General features: G+C 53.1%; 18 protein-coding genes. 15 read left to right on the top strand and 3 right to left on the bottom strand.

The features are described 5' to 3' along the window. Nucleotides 1–515: 515 nt before the first annotated feature. Nucleotides 516–1,100: a histidine phosphatase family protein gene (locus JI735_RS14755; protein ID WP_039836354.1), complete on the bottom strand. Its 585-nt coding sequence runs from the start codon at nt 1,098–1,100 to the stop codon at nt 516–518. A 280-nt stretch (nt 1,101–1,380) separates the two neighbouring features. On the opposite strand from JI735_RS14755, the gene JI735_RS14750 reads away from it, so the two are divergent. The 12 genes from JI735_RS14750 to JI735_RS14695 all read left to right on the top strand — a co-directional run bounded on the left by JI735_RS14750 (nt 1,381) and on the right by JI735_RS14695 (nt 14,471). Next, nucleotides 1,381–2,532, top strand: a complete 1,152-nt coding sequence (locus JI735_RS14750) for a phosphodiester glycosidase family protein (protein WP_039836356.1) — start codon at nt 1,381–1,383, stop codon at nt 2,530–2,532. Between the two features lie 196 nt (nt 2,533–2,728). Next, nucleotides 2,729–3,427, top strand: a complete 699-nt coding sequence (locus JI735_RS14745) for a response regulator transcription factor (RefSeq protein ID WP_039836357.1) — start codon at nt 2,729–2,731, stop codon at nt 3,425–3,427. Continuing rightward, nucleotides 3,424–4,416: a sensor histidine kinase gene (locus tag JI735_RS14740; protein WP_202677515.1), complete on the top strand. Its 993-nt coding sequence runs from the start codon at nt 3,424–3,426 to the stop codon at nt 4,414–4,416. Before JI735_RS14745 ends, JI735_RS14740 begins: the two co-directional genes overlap by 4 nt. Before the next feature lie 222 nt (nt 4,417–4,638). Further along, a complete protein-coding gene (locus tag JI735_RS14735) occupies nt 4,639–6,219 on the top strand; it encodes a spore germination protein (protein ID WP_039836360.1) in 1,581 nt (526 codons plus the stop codon). After that, complete coding sequence (locus JI735_RS14730; RefSeq protein ID WP_039836361.1) at nt 6,216–7,319, top strand: GerAB/ArcD/ProY family transporter; 1,104 nt, start codon at nt 6,216–6,218, stop codon at nt 7,317–7,319. Before JI735_RS14735 ends, JI735_RS14730 begins: the two co-directional genes overlap by 4 nt. Then, nucleotides 7,316–8,548, top strand: a complete 1,233-nt coding sequence (locus JI735_RS14725; protein WP_039836362.1) for a Ger(x)C family spore germination protein — start codon at nt 7,316–7,318, stop codon at nt 8,546–8,548. The genes JI735_RS14730 and JI735_RS14725 overlap by 4 nt, the downstream gene beginning before the upstream one ends. Before the next feature lie 12 nt (nt 8,549–8,560). Further along, nucleotides 8,561–8,794, top strand: coding sequence for a hypothetical protein (locus tag JI735_RS14720; protein WP_039836363.1), 234 nt, complete (start codon nt 8,561–8,563; stop codon nt 8,792–8,794). 9 nt (nt 8,795–8,803) lie between these two features. Then, nucleotides 8,804–9,901, top strand: a complete 1,098-nt coding sequence (locus JI735_RS14715) for a GerAB/ArcD/ProY family transporter (protein WP_039836364.1) — start codon at nt 8,804–8,806, stop codon at nt 9,899–9,901. Between the two features lie 159 nt (nt 9,902–10,060). Continuing rightward, nucleotides 10,061–10,831, top strand: coding sequence for an ABC transporter ATP-binding protein (locus JI735_RS14710; RefSeq protein ID WP_039836365.1), 771 nt, complete (start codon nt 10,061–10,063; stop codon nt 10,829–10,831). Beyond that, complete coding sequence (locus JI735_RS14705) at nt 10,806–12,752, top strand: FtsX-like permease family protein (RefSeq protein WP_202677514.1); 1,947 nt, start codon at nt 10,806–10,808, stop codon at nt 12,750–12,752. Before JI735_RS14710 ends, JI735_RS14705 begins: the two co-directional genes overlap by 26 nt. Before the next feature lie 197 nt (nt 12,753–12,949). Then, nucleotides 12,950–13,909 carry a helix-turn-helix transcriptional regulator gene (locus JI735_RS14700; RefSeq protein ID WP_039836369.1) on the top strand — a complete coding sequence of 320 codons (960 nt, stop codon included), beginning with the start codon at nt 12,950–12,952 and terminating at the stop codon, nt 13,907–13,909. A 103-nt stretch (nt 13,910–14,012) separates the two neighbouring features. Then, nucleotides 14,013–14,471 (top strand): SRPBCC domain-containing protein, encoded by a 459-nt coding sequence (locus JI735_RS14695; RefSeq protein WP_039836371.1) that lies wholly within the window; start codon nt 14,013–14,015, stop codon nt 14,469–14,471. Between the two features lie 553 nt (nt 14,472–15,024). Here the strand turns inward: JI735_RS14695 and JI735_RS14690 are convergent. Further along, nucleotides 15,025–15,225: a hypothetical protein gene (locus JI735_RS14690; protein WP_039836373.1), complete on the bottom strand. Its 201-nt coding sequence runs from the start codon at nt 15,223–15,225 to the stop codon at nt 15,025–15,027. Between the two features lie 205 nt (nt 15,226–15,430). Between JI735_RS14690 and JI735_RS14685 the strand changes: the two genes are divergently transcribed. From JI735_RS14685 to JI735_RS14675, 3 genes are read left to right on the top strand one after another with little or no spacing between them, the layout of a single operon-like run. Beyond that, nucleotides 15,431–15,685, top strand: coding sequence for a FeoA family protein (locus JI735_RS14685; protein ID WP_039836375.1), 255 nt, complete (start codon nt 15,431–15,433; stop codon nt 15,683–15,685). After that, nucleotides 15,682–16,413: a FeoB small GTPase domain-containing protein gene (locus tag JI735_RS14680; protein WP_039836376.1), complete on the top strand. Its 732-nt coding sequence runs from the start codon at nt 15,682–15,684 to the stop codon at nt 16,411–16,413. The genes JI735_RS14685 and JI735_RS14680 overlap by 4 nt, the downstream gene beginning before the upstream one ends. Next, nucleotides 16,391–17,800 carry a nucleoside recognition domain-containing protein gene (locus JI735_RS14675; RefSeq protein WP_039836377.1) on the top strand — a complete coding sequence of 470 codons (1,410 nt, stop codon included), beginning with the start codon at nt 16,391–16,393 and terminating at the stop codon, nt 17,798–17,800. The genes JI735_RS14680 and JI735_RS14675 overlap by 23 nt, the downstream gene beginning before the upstream one ends. Nucleotides 17,801–17,882: 82 nt before the next feature. Here the strand turns inward: JI735_RS14675 and JI735_RS14670 are convergent, their stop codons facing one another. Beyond that, nucleotides 17,883–18,434 (bottom strand): hypothetical protein, encoded by a 552-nt coding sequence (locus JI735_RS14670; protein WP_020433452.1) that lies wholly within the window; start codon nt 18,432–18,434, stop codon nt 17,883–17,885. Nucleotides 18,435–18,437: the final 3 nt, after the last annotated feature.

The raw sequence follows: 18,437 nt of genomic DNA, 5'->3' as shown, positions 1-18,437 counted from the left end.
AGGTTAAGTGTTTCGGTTCGAGAACCTTGTGATTCGCTTCTAAGTGGAAAATTTGTCATACTACTCAGCTCGAACACCTTGTCATTCGCTAACTAAGTGGAAAAAGGTTAACTAATCTGCTCGATCACCTTGTGTTCCGCTAGCTAAGTGGAAAAAGGTCAACTAATCTGCCTCGAACACCTTCTGTTCCGCTAGCTAAGTGGAAAAAGGTCAACTAATTCGGCTCACTTTGCTCCAAACAAGGTATTTTAGACCAATTAAGTTCCCTTTTTCCACTTAAATCTCACAATTGTTGATTTTCGGGAGAAATAAGTTTACTTTTTCCAACTAAACTAATAACTGATCCAAAAAAAACTGTCCGGTGAATGGACGGATTGGCATCCTTGATTTCAGTTGCCAACCGATGGGCCAGGCGCGCTAATTCAAAGGTATTTTTACCTTTGAATTACCGGCCGCCCGCAGGGCCTTCATTCCCGCGGCCCGAAGCTCTGCCCGGACTGCCCGGTCCATACCGTTCAGCGTTCAGCTTCCATATGTGCCACGCAGTTGTACAATGCACAGGTCCAGCCGCTGTTGTCCTTGACGATTTGGGTGATCGAGGTGTTTTTGAGCAGCTCGCTCACATCGAGGCCCGGAACCAGCTTTCTCAGGCTGCTGCGCAGAATGGCGCCGTGGCTGACGATGAGGATTCTTTTGCCGGGATGCCGTGCCGCAATTTCCTCGATGGCCCGGCTGCCTCTCTGCTGGCCCGATTCATCGCTTTCCAGCCCCATGTCCATGCTCTTCCATCCGCTGCCCCAGCGCTGCACACGTTCGTCTTCTGTGGTGCCTTCAATCAGACCGCCGTTCATCTCCCGAATCCCCGGCACCTTCCCTGCAACCGGAATACCGAGCCGCTTCGAGATCACCTCCGCTGTCTGTACCGCTCTCAGCAAATCGCTTGAATAGATGTAATCCCATTGTTCCCCGCTTAGACGTTCGGCGATAGCCGCTGCCTGCTGCAGCCCCTCCTCATCAAGCGGATTATCCGTATGCCCCTGAATCCGGCCTTCCTTATTCCATGCTGTGCTGCCGTGCCGAATCAAGCCTATGGTTGTCATTGGGTGGCCCACCTTTATTCATTGTGTGTAGTATTCTGTAGATTATAAACCATCGCTGCAACAGATGCATGCAGGCGCCGCTGAATCCCAAGGAAAGCATAACGCGTACGATGGGAATCATTGACGGTACTTCCACCTGGATATATGATGATATGGGCCTGTTTGCCGCAACCCGGCATCCATTCCTTTTTACATACAGTCCTCTCAAAGAGGGCAAGTTTCTATGTCCGTTCCTCTACAACGGATAAGTATCATAATTCAAAGGAGCTTACTGTTTATTATGAAAAAGCTGTCCATTCTATCCCTCGTGCTCACGCTCATGCTCACTGCGCTCCCGGCTCTGCCTGCCAGCGCCGCTGCTGCGGCACCCAAAACCGCTGTCTATGTCGACAAAGACAACCACGCCTTCATTCCGCTAAGGTTCCTGAACGGTTTTGCCGGTATTCAGGCAGGCGTGGGCGGCCAAACCGGCAAAGAAATGACCCTCTCCAAAAACGGGACAACTGTAGTCCTGGTATCAGGCCAAGCGTCGGCCTCCGTGGGCGGCAAGTCCGTTAAGCTGAGCGAACGGCCTTTCAGCGGCAATGGGACAACTTATGTTCCCCTGTCCCTTATCAGCCAAACCTTTGGCCTGCAGTTAGTGTGGAATAAAACTTCCGCTTCCCTTACCATAGCTGCCGGTGATGATTCTGCTACTTTGCCTGTGTTATCCGGTGCTCTTATCTCCGCAGGCTCTCCGGCGGCAGTAAGCTCCAGGCACACCTATACAGTAGGCGGCAGATCCTTCCCCGTACAGATGGTGACCGTGTCCCTGCTGCATCCCGCGCTCAAGCTGGATGTCGTCCTTGCAGGCAACACTGTGGGCAGGACGGAAGCGCTCGGCAGCATCGCCAAGCGCAGCGGGGCTGTTGCCGCCATTAACGGTACGTTTTTTGACGCCTATACAGATGCGGCCTACAAAGCTCCTTACGGCTATATTATCAGCCGCGGAAAAATGCTGAAAGACAGCCCGGCAGATAAACGGACCGTCTTCGCTTATGACAACAACCTTCTGGCCGAACTGATTCCGGGCAGTCAATTCCTGGCGCGCTTCAATGCCGGTACTGTAACAGGAGCAATCCAGGCGGGTCCCCGGCTGCTCGTAGACGGCAAAGTGGCGCTGAATGTAGCCGCTGAAGGCTTCCGGGACCCCAAAATATTAACCGGCGGCGGCTCCCGCAGCGCGCTGGGCCTGACCCGGGACCATAAGCTAATCCTTCTGACCTCCGGCGGGGCAACCATCCCCCAATTGGCACAGATCATGAAGCAGGCCGGAGCGTATCAGGCGATGAACCTGGATGGCGGCGCATCCAGCGGCCTTTTTTACAGCGGTAAATATCTGACCTCCCCCGGACGGCTGATCAGCAATGCGCTGGTAGTCAAAACTAACTAAAGCCCCCGAAATCTGGTGCCTTAATCCTTCTATTAACCCCGCCAGCCTCCAAGCACCGGTCCTTAGGACCGGAAGCTATGGGGGCTTTGCTGCGGAAAATGCTCCTTCACCCCCCCGGTCCGCAGCGGGATCTGTCTAGACTTTGCAGGATTTTCCCTGGACATGTTACTGTATAACTGGATAAAGGAGTGAACTCATGGAAACGATTCTGATTGTTGAGGATGACGCCAAGCTGGCGGACCTGCTGGATGCCTATCTCTCCAAATATGATTTCCACACGGTAGTTGTGGAGGATTTCAACCGGGTGCTGGAGACCTTTGAGCAAGCGGCTCCCAGCCTGGTGCTCCTGGATGTCAATCTCCCCAGATATGACGGGTTCTATTGGTGCCGCCAGCTGCGCAAGTCTTCGCTGTGCCCGATTCTGTTCATCTCTGCCCGTGACAGCGGAATGGATCAGGTAATGGCGCTGGAGAACGGCGGCGACGATTACATTACCAAACCCTTTCAATATGAGGTGGTGCTGGCCAAAATCCGCAGCCATCTGCGCAGAGCCTACGGCTCGTATGCCCAGAACCAGGAGGAGCGCAAGCTGGAGACGGGGGGCCTTACCCTTTTGCCGGAAAGGTATATCATTCAGTATGCCGGCCAATCCGCAGAGCTTACCCAGAAGGAAGCCGTGCTGCTGGAAGCGCTAATGCTCAAGGAAGGGCGGGTTGTCACCCGTGAACGGCTGCTTGATCTGATGTGGGAGGACCAGCATTTTATTGATGACAATACCTTGAATGTATATATTACACGGGTGCGGAAGAAGCTCAAGGATCTGGGGCTTGAGGAAATCGTGGAAACGGTCAGAGGCGCAGGCTACAGGCTGAGCGCTTCCGGAGACAGCCTGTGAGGCTGTTCCTCAAGGACCAGCGGCCGCTGCTGCTCTTTTATCTGCTGCAGATGATCCTCGTTCCGGTTCTGTATTATTTGTCCGGCGAATCCAGGCCGCTGTCGATCATCCTGTATGGAATGGCCCTTAGCGCTGCGGTTCTTCTCGTCTATCTGGTGTACCGATATATCCAGCATCATAAGCTGTACAGCCGCCTGGCCCAGCCGGCCGCCGCACCCGGCGAGCTGCCTGCTCCGCTGGATGATGCACCGCTGCCCGAAGCCGTGGGCGAACTGCTCCAGGTGACTCACCGCCACTATCAGGAGCAGCTCCAGAGCCATATCAGCCGGATGGATCAGCATATCATTTTTATCAACCGCTGGGTACACCAGATGAAGACTCCGCTGTCCGTTATCCAGCTTACGCTGCAGGAGCTGGACGATGAGGCGGCAGGCAGCATTCAGGAAGAGCTTGAACGGCTGCGCAAGGGGCTGGAGATGGTCATTTACACTTCCCGCCTGGAGCGGTTTGAGGATGACTTTCAGGTGCAGTCTCTGCCGCTGCGCCGGATCATCAGCGAGGCGGTAGCTGAGAACCGCAGGCTGTTCATCCGCAGAGGCATCAAGGTTGATATCCGGGTGGATGAAAGTTTGACCGTCTACAGCGATGCCAAATGGCTGATGTTCATGCTGACCCAGATTCTGGTCAATGCCGTGAACTATACTTCCGGGTCAGGCAAAACCGTTGCCGTCACGGCACAGGCCATGGGCAAAGACATCCAACTTGACATTACGGATCAGGGCATCGGCATTTCCTCTGAAGATCTGAAAAGGGTATTTAATCCCTACTTCACGGGTGAGCGCGGACGGCAGTATCATGAATCGACCGGGATGGGCCTGTATCTGGTCCGCGAGATTTGCAGCCGTCTCGGCCATAAGGTCGGCCTGGAGTCCAAGCCCGGAGAGGGAACCACGGTGCGAATTATTTTTAACGGAACTGGCCTCCAATAAAATCAGACAGAGGGTCCGGGACCCAGCTATCACAGCTGGGGCCGGGCCTTTTTTTGGCGTGTACGGTTTGGCATACACGGTTTGCGTGCCCCGTTTGGCGTTCCCGACTCGGCGGCTCCGGCCTCTTAGAGACCACTCTCGCATCCAGGCAGAATAAGGAATGGAAGGCCCGGGGATAATAACGCCAAAGAATCCAGATTCCAGCAGAACGGAGGCGTTACGATGCCAGGCAACCCGCAGCGGGCCAACCGCAACAAGAGCGACAACCCAGAACAATCCGCACTTGCCCCGTTTCCTCTTGATCCTTCACTCGAGGTGAATTTGCAGGAGCTTGGCCGGAGGATTGGCCATAGTTCGGATATTGTGGTCCGCAGATTTACCAATGAGTCATTGGGCTCGCTAGAGCTGGCTTTTATCTATATTGACGGACTGGTCAATGCCGACGTGGTCAACCAGGGTGTGCTTCAACCCTTGCTGGAAACAACCAAGCTGAACAGCGAATTCATCAGTGCCGCTGATGCCTTTCATGTCATCAAGAATCAAATGCTGCCCATTGGAGGGGTTAAAGAAGGCAATACCCTGGAAGCGCTCCTGCCCATGCTGTTCGACGGCTATACCTTAATCCTGCTGGGAGGGCTTCAAGCGGGAATGGCTGCGGCTACCTCCGGCTGGGAGAAACGCGGCATCAATGAGCCAACCTCCCAAGGCGTCATCCGGGGCCCCAAAGAGGGGTTCACCGAAAGCCTGCGGACCGGCACCTCCATGCTGCGGCGCAGACTGAAAACCCCTGATCTGCGGATTGAGGAATATAAAATCGGCCAGCGCACCCAGACCGGAGTGGCCCTGGTCTATTTGGAGGGCATCGCAAGTGAGCAGGTGCTGAAGGAAATCCGCCGCCGCCTGAATGCGATCAATACCGACAGCATTCTGGAGAGCAACTATATTGAGGAATTCATCCAGGACGGCGGTCTGACTCCGTTTCCAACGATCCAGAATACGGAGCGCCCGGATGCGATGGCCGGGGGCATTCTGGAAGGGCAAGTCGGCATCATTATTGACGGTACGCCCTTTGCGCTGCTTGCACCATCCACATTCTTCAACTTTTTTCAGTCCAGCGAGGACTACTATCAGCGTTATGATATCACTTCGTTCCTGCGGCTGATCCGGTATTCGGCATTTTTTGTATCTATGCTGCTGCCTGCTCTATATATTGCAGTCACTACTTTTCATCAGGAAATGCTGCCGACCACCCTCCTGATCAGTCTTGCCGCACAGCGGGAGGGGGTTCCGCTCCCGGCGCTGGCGGAGGCGCTGCTGATGGAGCTGACCTTCGATGTGCTGCGCGAAGCGGGGGTGCGCATGCCGCGCACCATCGGCCCGGCGATTTCCATCGTGGGCGCCCTGGTGCTGGGGCAGGCTGCGGTTCAGGCCGGACTGGTTTCGGCCGCAATGGTAATTGTTGTATCTTTTACTGCGATCTCCAACTTTGTGATTCCATCGCTGGCGATTGCCAACTCGATCCGGCTCATCCGCTTTGTCATGATGTTTATCGCTGCGACGCTGGGGCTCTTTGGCATAATGTCCTTTCTGATCGTGCTGCTGATTCACATGGCCGGACTGCGTTCGTTTGGGGTGCCGTACCTGTCCCCGGTGGCTCCGATGGTTCCGCGCTATCTTAAGGATATCTTTATCCGTGTGCCGCTCTGGGATATGACAATGCGTCCCAAGACCATTCTGGGCCGGGAAACACGCAGGCAAGGTGACAAACAAAAACCCAAGCCGCAAGGGGAGGATCACGCATGAATAAAAAAATCGGCACTACCCAGGCAGCTATGCTGATTGTCAACACAATACTGCCCACCGCCACAGTCGTGCTTCCCGCAATTATCAGCAGCTATGCGGAACAGGATGCGTCGCTTGCTATTCTGCTGTCCACCTTTTTCGGGCTCCTCATCGCATATATTGTCGGCAGCGCGGTCCGCTGTACCAACGGCGCCCCGTTTCTGACATGGGTCGGCGAAAAAAGCTCGCCCGTAATTGCTGTAGTCCTGGGCCTCTTCATGCTGCAGTTCTACCTGGACACTTCTGCGACGATTCTGCGGGAATTCGTCAATTTCCTGAAGGACAATGTACTCATCAATACACCGATTTCGATATTATGCGTATTGATTCTGCTCATTACCATTTATATGGTAAGACAAGGCCTGGAAGCCATCGCCCGGGTGAACAGCCTGGTGATCCTCTTGTACTTGTTATTTGTGCCGCTGTATATATTCGGTTTGGCTAACGAGATGAATGTGCACCAGCTGCTGCCGATGTTCGATCACTCTCTCGCTGAACTGACCCTTGCCAGCATTACTCCAACCACCTGGATGTCCGAAGTGGCGGTGCTGCTGTTCCTGGCGCCGTATCTGCAAGCTCCGCGGCAGGCCCGGATCATTGGCTGGACCGGTCTGATTTTTGTAGCCCTGCTGATGATGTTTTCCCTCGTTATTGCGCTGATGGTGTTTGGCCCCGACCTTGCCAGGCTCAGTGCGTATCCCGGATTCTCTGCCGCCGGCATCGTACATCTCGGAAGATTTATCGAGAAGCTGGATATTCTCTTCATTTCTTACTGGGTATTGTCCATCTATGTGAAATTTTCGATTTTTTTGTTTGCTACTGTAGAGTGCTTCAAGCAAACCTTCAGGGTGGGCAGCAGCCGGCCTTTTATCGGCACCTTAGGCCTGCTTATCGTTCTGGAGTGCCTGTATACCTGGGAGAGTACAGAGAAACTGAACCTCTATAACAAGGAAGGGCGTTTTCTGGTTTTCTTTATCTTTAATGTACTCGTTCCTTTGGGGGCGGTGGGACTGGACCGGTTCACGAAGGCTAAAACCAGGCGGAAAGGATGGGGAGCATGAATATTTCAAAAAAAACCCTTTTCTGCCTGCTGTGCCTTTCCCTCTTGTCCACACTGCTGTCCGGATGCTGGGACGACCGCGAGCTGAGCGAGCTTGGCATTACCTCCGGTTCTGCCTATGACTGGGAGGATAACCAGTGGAAGGCCACTTACCAGGTGATCAACCCTTCTTCCGGCGCCAGCAATACGGGGGGCAGTGGGGGAGGAAGCACCAGTTCGCCTCCATTCGTCACCTTTACGGTCAAGGGAAGGACCATTATGGAGGCGGTTGAAAAAAGCAACCTGACCAGCACACGGGAAATGTTCTTTTCCCATTCACGGATTACCGTTCTGGGCGAAAGTGTGGCCAGACACGGTGTCAATCAATTAATTGATTTGTTCTTGCGCAAGCAGGACGCCAGGGAAACCGTCTTTGTATTTATTGCCAAAGGTGAAGCCGGCGATATTCTGGATCAGCTCATGCAGCTGACCAAAAACCAGGGAGCCGGTATCCAGTTGATGATAGAGCAGGAATCCCGGCTGCTCTCCTATTACCCCGGCACGCGGATGTTCGAGCTCGCGATGGCCCTTTCTTCCGAATCGGGCAGTGCGGTCCTTCCAGAAATTCTCCTTACCGGGCCGGAGATTATGGACGAAACGCAAGAAACCGGACGAACAGACCTGAAGACCCGGCTGGCCCTGGGAAGGCTGGGCGTGCTGAAGGGCGAGAAGCTGGTCGGGTGGCTCAGCCAGAAGCAGGCCTTCGGCTTGTCCTTTATGACGGACAAAATAAAGACAGCCACAATCGCCTTCCCGTCCAAGCCCGAATCCGGCGGCAAGCCGGATGCTTCTTTTGTTCTCCAGAAATCCAGGACCACGGTTCATCCGAAATGGGAGAAAGACCATTATGTTATCGATATGAATATTAAAGGCAGCGGGGTATTAACCGAACTCGGCAGCGTCATGGATTTGAACGAGCGGGCTTCGATTACAGAGATGGAGCAGTCTCTCGAACAGCAGGTGCTGGAGCTGGTGGACAATTCCTGGAAGGAGGTCAGGAAGCTGGGTGCTGATGTCACCGGCTTCGCAATCAAAATCCACCGCAGCGACCGCAAACGCTTCAAGCAGATCCGAAAGGACAAGAGCTGGGACCGCGTATTCCAGGAGATCGAAATCCGGCCTCATGTCTCGATTGAAATTGAGCGGACAGGACTCAGCAATAAATCCTTTGAATCTGTTCACGAGAAATAAAGGAGCTTGTCTATGAAAATAGCTGTAATTCTAGGGCTCTATATCCTCGCTTTCTGGCGGGGTTGCGTCCTGCTGCAGGGTCATAAGCGCAAACTGCACAGGCTATGGTTCGGCTGTATCCTGGTCTATTGTGCCTATGTTCATATTTGCGGCATTACGGAAACTTCGCATTTCGGCGTGTCTGCGCTATATATCGCATATTTCCAGCCTGCGGGCCGGGCAATCATCAAGTGGTTAGGAGGCTGACCTTATCCCATGCACAACAAGGAGCAGGTGTCTGCCCTGCAGCTCTCGTTCATGATCATGCTGTTCGAAATCGGCAGCACACCGCTGTTTCTGCTTGGCGCCAAGGCCAAACAAGACTCCTGGCTGGCGATGTGCACCGGCTCGGCAGCAGGTCTGGTTCTGCTGATGCTTCTGATGTGGATTCAATACCGTTCCCGGCACAACGACCTTATCGGCATGCTCGCCCTTCACTTTGGAAAGATTGCCGGTTCAGCCGTCGGCGGAATGTACAGCCTGTATTTCGCCTACCAGTCGATGCGCAATGTCCGGGATCTGGGTGAACTGACCTCGCTGACCATGCTGCCGAACTCACCAATGTCTGTTACGATGCTGATTTTTGTCGGGACTGCCCTTTACGCCATCTGGAAAGGGACCGAGGTGGTCTTCCGCCTGCCGGAGGTCCTGCTGCCGGTGGTGTTGTCTTTTTATGCTGTGCTTGTTCTTCTGCTCGGCATCATGGGCTCCCTGGACTTCAACCAGTTGGCGCCTGTTTTTGAGAACGGATTTAAGCCGATTGCGGACGCCGCGCTGCCCGATATTGTCTCCTTCCCCTTCGGACAGATGATTGTATTCCTGATGCTGTGGTCCTTATGGGATAAACCGGGGGTTCCGGTAAAAAGCACGGTGACAGCTTATCTACTCATCAGTATATTTCTGATCTTCATGAACGCACTCAATGTAGCCGTTCTCGGGCCGTCCATTGCAGGGACCAGTCAACTGCCCTTTCTAAAAACCGTACGCACCCTGTCGAGTCTGAAGTTTATCGAACGCCTGGACATTCTGGTTACCATTCAGCTTTTTATCGGTTTGCTGATCAAGATGATGCTGTTCTACTTCTGTTCTGTGAAGGCCTTAACCGGGCTGACCGGAAAATCCGCCAAATGGTGGGTATTCCCCGTAGGTGCAGTCATTTATGGTGCTTCTTTTCTGGAAAGAGACTATACGCAGCATATTGCTATCGGCCTTGGACCCAGTCTGAAAATCGATCCTGTGTTCCAGGTGGCGATCCCTCTGCTGCTGGCTGTTTCCATCCTGCTGCGCAGCTGGTTTGCACGATCCTCTTCTTAATCTACGAACATAACCTTAAACGGACTGTAAGAATTCATTAAGATAAATCCATAGCTTACCGGATGGCCATCCTGTACACTCGGAAACAGAAGCGAAACCTTAAGCATATCCGCACCAGATTAGGGTGACTTAAGTTTCCAACAGGAAGGAATGAAAGAAATGAATGTACTGGAAGTAACCGCTCTGAACAAAGTGTATCCGGGCAAAGTCAATACCCAGGCCCTCACAGATATTCACCTCAGTATTGAGCAAGGCGAATTCGTTGGCATTATGGGACCCTCGGGCAGCGGCAAAACCACCCTGCTGAACATGGTTTCCACGATTGACCAGCCCTCTTCGGGCGCCGTGAACATCGGGGGCAGCGATCCCTACCTCATGAACAAAAAGGAGCTGGCCCTGTTCCGCCGCAGGCAGCTTGGCTTTGTCTTTCAGGATTTCAATCTTCTGGAGACGTTGACCGTAGCTGAGAACATCGTTCTCCCCTTGACCCTGGACAACCGCAAGCTGGCCGAAATGGACGCTCTGCTGCATAAGGTTGCGGACCGGCTGAATATCAAGGATATCCTGAATAAGCGGACCTATGAAATCTCCGGCGGACAACGCCAGCGCACGGCGATTGCCCGGGCAATGATCACTTCCCCCGCAATTATACTGGCCGATGAACCTACTGGTGCGCTGGATTCCAATTCCTCACGGATCGTAATGGAGTCGCTGGAGGACATCAACCGCAGGGAAGGCACCACACTGATGCTGGTCACGCATGACCCGCTGGCGGCAAGCTATTGCAACCGCATCGTCTTCATTAAGGACGGCAGGCTGGCGGCGGAAATCCACCGCGGAGACAACCGCCAGGCCTTCTTCCAGAAAATTATCGACACACTTTCATTCTGGGGAGGGAATTCGCATGAGCTTTCCTCAATTCGCGTTTAACAATGTGCGGCGGGGTGCGCGTACGTATATGGCTTTTTTTCTCAGCAGCGCCTTCATGGTCATGATCTTCTTCTCCTATTCAGTATTTATGTATCACCCTGGAGTTACGTCTATTGAAATGGGCGAAAATTCGGCTGCCGGGATGATGATTGCTTCATACATTGTGTTCATTTTTGCTTTTTTCTTCGTGATGTATTCCATCAGCGCCTTTCTGAAGCTGCGCAATCAGGAATTCGGCATTCTGATGATTCTTGGCGCACGTCCGGGGCAGATCAACCGGCTGATTATGCTGGAAAACATGCTGATCGGCCTGCTGTCGATCGTAACCGGGATGGCCGCCGGAATGCTGCTGTCGAAGCTGTTTCTGCTCCTGAGCACCAAGGCTATGGGCATTGACAATCTGCCGTTCTACTGGCCGGTCAAGGCGCTGGTTACGACCTCCACTGCTTTTATTGCCCTTTTTCTGGCCAATTCCGTGTTCACACTGTTGTTCATCCGCAAAAATCAGGTGCTGGAGCTGCTGAAGGGCAGCGTGAAGCCGAAAAAAGAGCCCAAAGTCTCCTGGCTGCTGTCGATCCTTGGGCTGGCCCTGCTGACGGCTGGTGCCTACTTCATCTGGACTCCGTTATCGCCTCTATCCCTGCTGTCCGCTGCTGTTACAGGGATTCCCGGCACCTATTTCTTCTATTCGCAGCTGTCCGTGCTGGGGATGCGCCTGCTGAAGATCAGCCGCAAACGGGTGTGGCGGGGAACCAATCTGCTATGGATTTCAGAGATGAGCTACAAAATTAAGGACAACGCCCGGATGCTGTTTCTGGTTACAGTCGTTACCTCTCTGGCCTGTATGGCTGCGGGGTTCCTGCTGTCCGTCAGCCAGTCGAACCGGACGGGTTATATGAACAGCCCGTTTGGAATTATCTACACGATCTATGATCGTGGTGCTGCTGCGGCGGATACCGGAAGACAGAAAATCTTAAGCACACTGGAGCAAAACGGAATCAAATATACAGAGAACAAAGTTAATTTCATCCGCAGCTCTATTAAAGACCAAAGGGACAAGTTCAAGAGTGTTATGCTGCTCCCCTTTTCCCGCTTCAATCAGCTCGCCGGACAAATAGAGTCTAACGCCCTGCCTGCTCTTACGGACGGAGAAGCCGTGCTGATGCTTAATCCCCGGTATAGGGATGTCAAGTTCGATTCCGGCCAGACGGTATCCTTACCGGCTCCAAATGAGCAGAAGCTGGCCTTGAAGCAGGTTCAAACACCAGAGGCGATGCCTTTCGGCCAATATACCGCACCTGTATTAATTGTGAGCGATGGTTATTATGAACAAGCCGCTGCCGCGGCTGACCGTTCCAACCTAATGGAGTATTACTTATATAACATCCCGGATTGGGGCGATGCGCCGCCCAAAGCAGGTGAACCGGAGACCGTCATTTCAAGCGAACTGGAGACATGGAGCCGGAACTGGAACTCTGCCAATGACAACTGGGATACCCTAATCAGCACTTCGGCGGGCGACTATATGGCCTCGAAGCAGGGAACGTCCATGCTCAGCTTTATCGGCATTTTTATCGCCCTGATCTTCTCACTGTCGTCTGCCAGCTTCCTCTATTTCAAGCTGCATGCGGAGCTGAACGCTGATATGAAAATGTACCATTCTTTGTCCAAAATAGGCCTGAGCGTCCGAGAAATGTCGGCAGCCGCAACCCGCCAGATTGCTTTGCTGTTCTATATCCCTATTCTTGTCGCTGCGGTGCAGACGCTGGTGGTCATCCGTCCGGTGCTGTATCAGATCAGCATCCGCAATGTCACGATGCCGGTTCTGGTAACGGCAGCAGCCTTTTTGGCGGTGCAAACAGTATATTTCATCATTGTCCGATCCCGCTATATTCATAGTCTGAAGAAAATGATGGTGTAGACTCCCTGTGCATTGGCTGGTCCTGTGCCCTTGGGCAGTGGAACCGACCCACCCAGCGGACAACGGACTGGCGGTGCCTCCAGGCTAAACCCGCCGCAGCTTAGCGAATACCGCCTATCCCAGGTTGGACGGCAAGCCGTGATACAGGTACACTGGCTATATTGAAAACAGCCAATGAATAAGGGGGTTACGGACGTATGTCCAAGGCCGATTACATGTTGTCCATTCTGTGGATACTGCAGCAGCACAAGAGAACCGCTGCGGAGCTGGCCGGGGAGCTGGAGCTGAGTGTGCGCTCAGTCTACCGCTATATTGACGCCCTCTGCGCGAGCGGTGTTCCCGTCATTGCGGATGCCGGCCCGGGCGGCGGCTATAGCCTGCCGGAGCATTTCAGTGCGGCTCCGCTGTTCTTCGACGCCGGGGAACGGCGGGCGCTTGTACAGGCCTCGGCCTTTGCAAGGGGAAGCGGCTATCCCTATGAGCAGGCGTTAGACGGGGCGATTGCCAAGCTTAAGCGTTACAGCAATGCTGAACAGCTCTCGCAAATGGAGCGCCACGAGAGCGGTCTGGAGACGCTCCATTCACCGGCTGCCCCGCTTGCGCAGCTGCTGGAAGAGCTTGAGGCCTGTACGGCAGACAGCCTGACGCTGGAGATGGAATACCGCAAGGGCAGCGGCGGATTTCCATCCTCCCGCTGTATTGATCCTTACGGACTTGTGTTATGGAAAGGCCAGTGGTACCTAACCGGGTTCTGCCATCAGCGCCAGGAGGTCCGCAGCTTCCGGGTGGACCGGATCGCCGGCCTGCGCAGGACGGGGGCAGGCTTCATCCGCCCCGCCAGCTTCTCGGCACGCGAGTTCCTGCTGCAGAGCCTTCTCCCCGGCCAGAACAATCCGGCGGAGCTGACTGCCGTTGTCATTTCAGCCGCAGAGGCCGTATTAAATGATCTGTGCAGCCATTGGCTGTTCGGACATACACTGGAGCAGCGAAGCGAGAACACAGCAAGGTTCCTGCTGGATGAGGCCACTCTTTACAGCTACGCTCCGTACTTTCTGCTGCCCTACGGCAAAGCGCTGACCATCCGGGAGCCCGCCGCCTTGAAGAAGAAGCTCGCTGAAGTGACTGCAGAGCTTACAGCCTATTACAACGAATCTTAGATTTCCTCCTGGATCACTGACCATAACTGTCAGTGGTCTTTTGTTATAGTGAAGACAGGCTTAAGGCCGTATGAAAATACACTTCCAGGGAGGAACAAATGAAATGAACGAATTGAAATATGAATTTTATATTGCCGGCACCCCGGCCCAGGTGTGGGATGCCTTGGTTTCCCCCGGGCAGGTACAACAAATTTATTACGGCAGTGTAATCCGCTCGAGCTTCAACCCGGGAGAACTGCTGGAATATGTCGGTCCTGGAGCGGAAGGCGATGAGACTGTGCATGTGTATGGAACGCTGCTGGAATATATCCCCGAGAAAGTGCTGAGCTTTACGCACAAAGTAGGCCCTTCCTACCTGAAAGACAGAGAAAATTATGAGTCACGCATCTCCTGGCGGCTGGAGCCGGAAGGAGCCTGTACCCGTTTGGCACTCATTCACGATAACTGGCATCCGGACGACCCTGCCTATGCAGCCAGCGACAGCGCCTGGTGGCATATCCTAAGCAACATCAAAACCCTGGTCGAAACCGGCCGCACCCTGGATTTCGGCAGCTGGGAATAACTGACGGGAACATGCAGGGGGTGTATTTCCGCTGCAAGCATGCAGCGGCTTGCTTTAGCTTTGGTAACACCCAGTGCACCTGCCGCCGGATGGTACACTGGGTGTTCGGCCTGAAAGCGCTCAAAGGTAAAATACATTTGAACCCGCCAGAAGTAGGCTAGTGGATGAAATTAGGGATGAAAATACGCTTTTGATTTCGGGAGTGGGGTAAGCCAAGTGGAAAAAGGGAACTTAAATTCCTCAGAAATCAACAATTGTGAGGTTAAAGTGGAAAAAGGGAACTTAATTTGGTAATATCCTCTTATCTTGAGCGATAAAGGCTAAATTAGTGTACTTTTTTCCACTTAGCCTTCCGGGTTGATTGATGCTCAAGCAAATTAGTGATACTTTTTCCACCTAACCGCCAAACGATGCGCCAAAAAATACGTACTCTCCTTACACAAACTTCTTGACACTACCACTTTTGACCAAATCAAAGGTATTTTTACTTCTTCCAATTAATTACTTTTTATTCCAAACCCAAGTCTTCATTATACACCATCCCCTCATAGTTTCACCAGCCAAAACGAACCTCTTCTTTCGACCTTTCAGCCTTATCATCTTTCCACTTCTCACCCTTATCGTCTTTCCACTTCTCACCCTTATCATCGTTCCACTTCTTAGCCTTATCTTCTTTCCACTTTCCTGTCTTATCCTCAGCAAAAAATAACATTTCTATCAATAATAGACCAAAATATACCATTATTATCTGCATTTATCATCTGTATTTTATTCGTTTTTTTCGTGTTATGACCAGCTCAGCCTGCATTTATAAATATCTCTCATTTATTTTTCCCTAGGGAAACTTTTTTGTTGCCAAGACAAATTTATTTACGTATACTACTATTGTGGCAGACTACAAGAGTCTATCCCTAGTGCACAATATATACTTAATTCTAAATATGAAAGTAGGGGATGTTATGGCTGGAGCTGTTATTCCATTATCTGAGGCAGTAAACGGCAGCAAGCTGGTGATCAGCAGCATAGAAGTGCAGGGCGTGCTGCGGAGAAGGCTGCTTGATCTCGGATTTGTCGTCGGCAACGCTGTAGAGGTGCTGCGGCGCAGCCCGCTGGGTGACCCTACGGCATTCCGTGTAAGCAATACAACCATTGCACTGCGACGGGAAGAAAGTGAATTGATTTATGGAACTTTGATTGGAGGTGGAGACAAATGAGTCAATTTACTGTGGCTTTTGCCGGCAACCCCAATACGGGGAAAAGCACGCTGTTTAATCTTTTGACCGGACTGCGTCAGCACACAGGCAACTGGGCGGGCAAAACCGTCATTACCGCCGAAGGCGAATTTACCCACAACAACCATACGTACCGTGCAGTCGATCTTCCAGGCACCTACTCGCTGTACTCCAATTCCGCCGACGAAGAGGCGGCCAGAGATTACATTATTTTCGAGGAGCCCGATGTGACGCTGGTGGTACTGGACGCAACGTCGCTGGAGCGCAACCTCAACCTTGCACTGCAGGTGCTGGAGATTACCGGACGGGCCGTGATCTGTATCAACCTGATCGATGAAGCCCGGAGGCTCGGCATCGACATCGATTTGAAGGCGATTTCAAAACGGCTGGGCGTACCGGTTGCAGTCATTTCTGCCCGGGGCAAAATCGGCATTGAAGCTCTTCTGGATCAGATCGAGCGCGTGGCCACCGGTGCTTTTACGGCACAGCCGCTGCGCATCAGCTACAGTGACGAAATTGAACAAGGCATCGCCGAGCTTATCCCCATGGTTGAACAGACTGTTGGCTCAAGATATCCGGCACGCTGGATTGCCCTGCGGCTGCTGGATGGTGATGACAGCCTGCTCACTTCGCTGAAGGCCCATATGGGACGCCAAAATATTTCCGGAACAAAGGAGGTCATGGCCCATGGAGTCACCGCATGCCATTAAAGGAACTGACGCCATGGATTCCCTGCTGTCCGCTGCGAAGAAGCTCGCGGACAAAGGCGCGATCCGGGATGAAATTGTCAGTGGAATTTACGCGGTTTCGGCCGGAATTTGCCGGGAGGCTGTCACCTACAAGGACCAGAAGAAACTCGCCAGCACCTATAAACTGGACAGTATCGTCACCTCCAAAATCTGGGGCTTCCCCATTATGCTCGCCGGCCTCGGCCTCGTGTTCTGGATTACAATTGCAGGCGCCAATTATCCTTCGGGCTGGCTCGCTTCCCTTTTTGGCTGGATTGAAGGCTATCTGACTGCGGGTTTTGAGGCTGTGAATGCACCGGCCTGGCTGCATGGCGTGCTCGTGCTGGGGCTGTACCGCGGAACCTCCTGGGTCATCAGTGTCATGCTGCCGCCCATGATGATTTTCTTCCCGGTGTTTGCGCTGCTGGAGAATTTCGGCTATCTGCCGCGCGTGGCTTTTAACATGGACCGGTTGTTCAAAAAATCCGGCGGCCACGGCAAGCAGGCCCTGACCATGTCAATGGGCTTCGGCTGCAATGCCGCCGCCATTCTCTCCACCCGCATTATCGAATCGCCCCGGGAACGGATGCTGGCCATTCTGACCAATAACTTCGTCCCCTGCAACGGACGCTGGCCTACGCTGATTCTGCTCTCATCCTTGTTTATGGCCGGCGGGGCCGCAGCGGGCGCACTGCGCACTTTATCAACAGCCCTGGTGCTGATGGGCATTGTCCTGATCGGTATCATCGTCACCTTGACCGTCTCCTGGGTGATGTCCAAGACCGCGCTGCGCGGAGTGCCAACTCACTACACGCTGGAGCTTCCGCCATACCGCCGTCCGCAAATTTGGAAAACCATACTGATTACCTCCAAAGAAAAATCCCTGAACGTGCTGACCCGGGCAATCGTGGTCGCTGCGCCTGCCGGGATTCTCACCTGGATACTGGGCAATGTGATGGTCGGAGGAGACAGCGTCCTTAACCATATGGCTGCTTTTTTTGATCCTTTTGCGAATTTGCTTGGGCTGGACGGCTTCATTATTATGGCCTTTATCCTGGGGCTCCCTGCCAATGAAATCGTACTGCCGATCCTGCTCATGGGCTATATGTCCTCCGGCGCCATGGTCGATATCGATGGACTCGGCGGCATTAAGGATATCTTCCTGAGTCATGGCTGGACTTGGCTGACCGCGCTGAATATGATGCTGTTCTCCCTGCTCCACTATCCATGCGGCACCACACTGATCAATATTTACAAAGAAACCCGCAGTATGAAGTGGGCAGTGCTCTCTGCCGTCATTCCGCTCGGGATTGCCATTGCTGTAACTTTTGCCGTTGCCCAGGCAGCCCGTTTGTTCGGCTGGGTGTGATGGCGGAAAACCACAGAAGCAGACGCAAAAAGCTCCTTCACAGCCAAAACCGTGAAGGAGCTTTTGTTAACGAAGCAGCAGCTTATTTCGCAGCCTTGGCAGCAGCCAGAATAGCTTTCAGGTAGCCTTGGGTGTCTACCAGGGTGGCTCCGCTGACAGCATCAACCATCTGTTCTTTGCTCTTTGCAGCCAGTGTAGCTTCAAGCGATTTGATCGTTTTGCCTGTTGCAAATTTCTCAATAGCAGCCATGTTCTTATCATAGGAAACCGTGGATTTGGCTTCTTCTTTCATATGTTCGCTATAGTATTTAGCATTGGCTTTCTTCGAAGCCAGGACCATTGCAGGATCTTTGTAATTCTGTCCGAAGTCCTTGTCGGAGTTAGGCACTCCTTTGGCCACATCCGAACCCAGGAATTGATAGTCATCCAGCGAAGCGGCAACGATAACGCCATTCTGGACTACGGCAACTGCCACAGTGAAGCATTTCGTGCCATGAGCGGCAGCTTCGATCCGTCCAACCTTAAGCGGTGCGCTAGCAGCTGAAGATATATTGCTCAGAACGCCGCTGCTGCCTACGCCGACTACTGCCAGCGAGATGCCAGCTGCCAATAATAATTTTGTTACTTTTTTCACAAC

The sequence above is a fragment of the Paenibacillus sonchi genome, from assembly GCF_016772475.1.
In the GTDB taxonomy this organism is placed as follows: domain Bacteria; phylum Bacillota; class Bacilli; order Paenibacillales; family Paenibacillaceae; genus Paenibacillus_AQ; species Paenibacillus_AQ sonchi.
Note: the sequence above shows the minus strand (reverse complement) of the source record. Positions and strands in the feature narration are given on the sequence as shown.

Coding starts and splice junctions, on each gene's coding strand:
- JI735_RS14725 (WP_039836362.1), top strand. CDS start 7,316: ATGAATATTTCAAAAAAAACCCTTTTCTGCCTGCTGTGCCTTTCCCTC.
- JI735_RS14695 (WP_039836371.1), top strand. CDS start 14,013: ATGAACGAATTGAAATATGAATTTTATATTGCCGGCACCCCGGCCCAG.
- JI735_RS14715 (WP_039836364.1), top strand. CDS start 8,804: ATGCACAACAAGGAGCAGGTGTCTGCCCTGCAGCTCTCGTTCATGATC.
- JI735_RS14690 (WP_039836373.1), bottom strand. CDS start 15,225: ATGCAGATAATAATGGTATATTTTGGTCTATTATTGATAGAAATGTTA.
- JI735_RS14685 (WP_039836375.1), top strand. CDS start 15,431: ATGGCTGGAGCTGTTATTCCATTATCTGAGGCAGTAAACGGCAGCAAG.
- JI735_RS14675 (WP_039836377.1), top strand. CDS start 16,391: ATGGAGTCACCGCATGCCATTAAAGGAACTGACGCCATGGATTCCCTG.
- JI735_RS14730 (WP_039836361.1), top strand. CDS start 6,216: ATGAATAAAAAAATCGGCACTACCCAGGCAGCTATGCTGATTGTCAAC.
- JI735_RS14710 (WP_039836365.1), top strand. CDS start 10,061: ATGAATGTACTGGAAGTAACCGCTCTGAACAAAGTGTATCCGGGCAAA.
- JI735_RS14680 (WP_039836376.1), top strand. CDS start 15,682: ATGAGTCAATTTACTGTGGCTTTTGCCGGCAACCCCAATACGGGGAAA.
- JI735_RS14750 (WP_039836356.1), top strand. CDS start 1,381: ATGAAAAAGCTGTCCATTCTATCCCTCGTGCTCACGCTCATGCTCACT.
- JI735_RS14745 (WP_039836357.1), top strand. CDS start 2,729: ATGGAAACGATTCTGATTGTTGAGGATGACGCCAAGCTGGCGGACCTG.
- JI735_RS14735 (WP_039836360.1), top strand. CDS start 4,639: ATGCCAGGCAACCCGCAGCGGGCCAACCGCAACAAGAGCGACAACCCA.
- JI735_RS14705 (WP_202677514.1), top strand. CDS start 10,806: ATGAGCTTTCCTCAATTCGCGTTTAACAATGTGCGGCGGGGTGCGCGT.
- JI735_RS14700 (WP_039836369.1), top strand. CDS start 12,950: ATGTCCAAGGCCGATTACATGTTGTCCATTCTGTGGATACTGCAGCAG.
- JI735_RS14755 (WP_039836354.1), bottom strand. CDS start 1,100: ATGACAACCATAGGCTTGATTCGGCACGGCAGCACAGCATGGAATAAG.
- JI735_RS14720 (WP_039836363.1), top strand. CDS start 8,561: ATGAAAATAGCTGTAATTCTAGGGCTCTATATCCTCGCTTTCTGGCGG.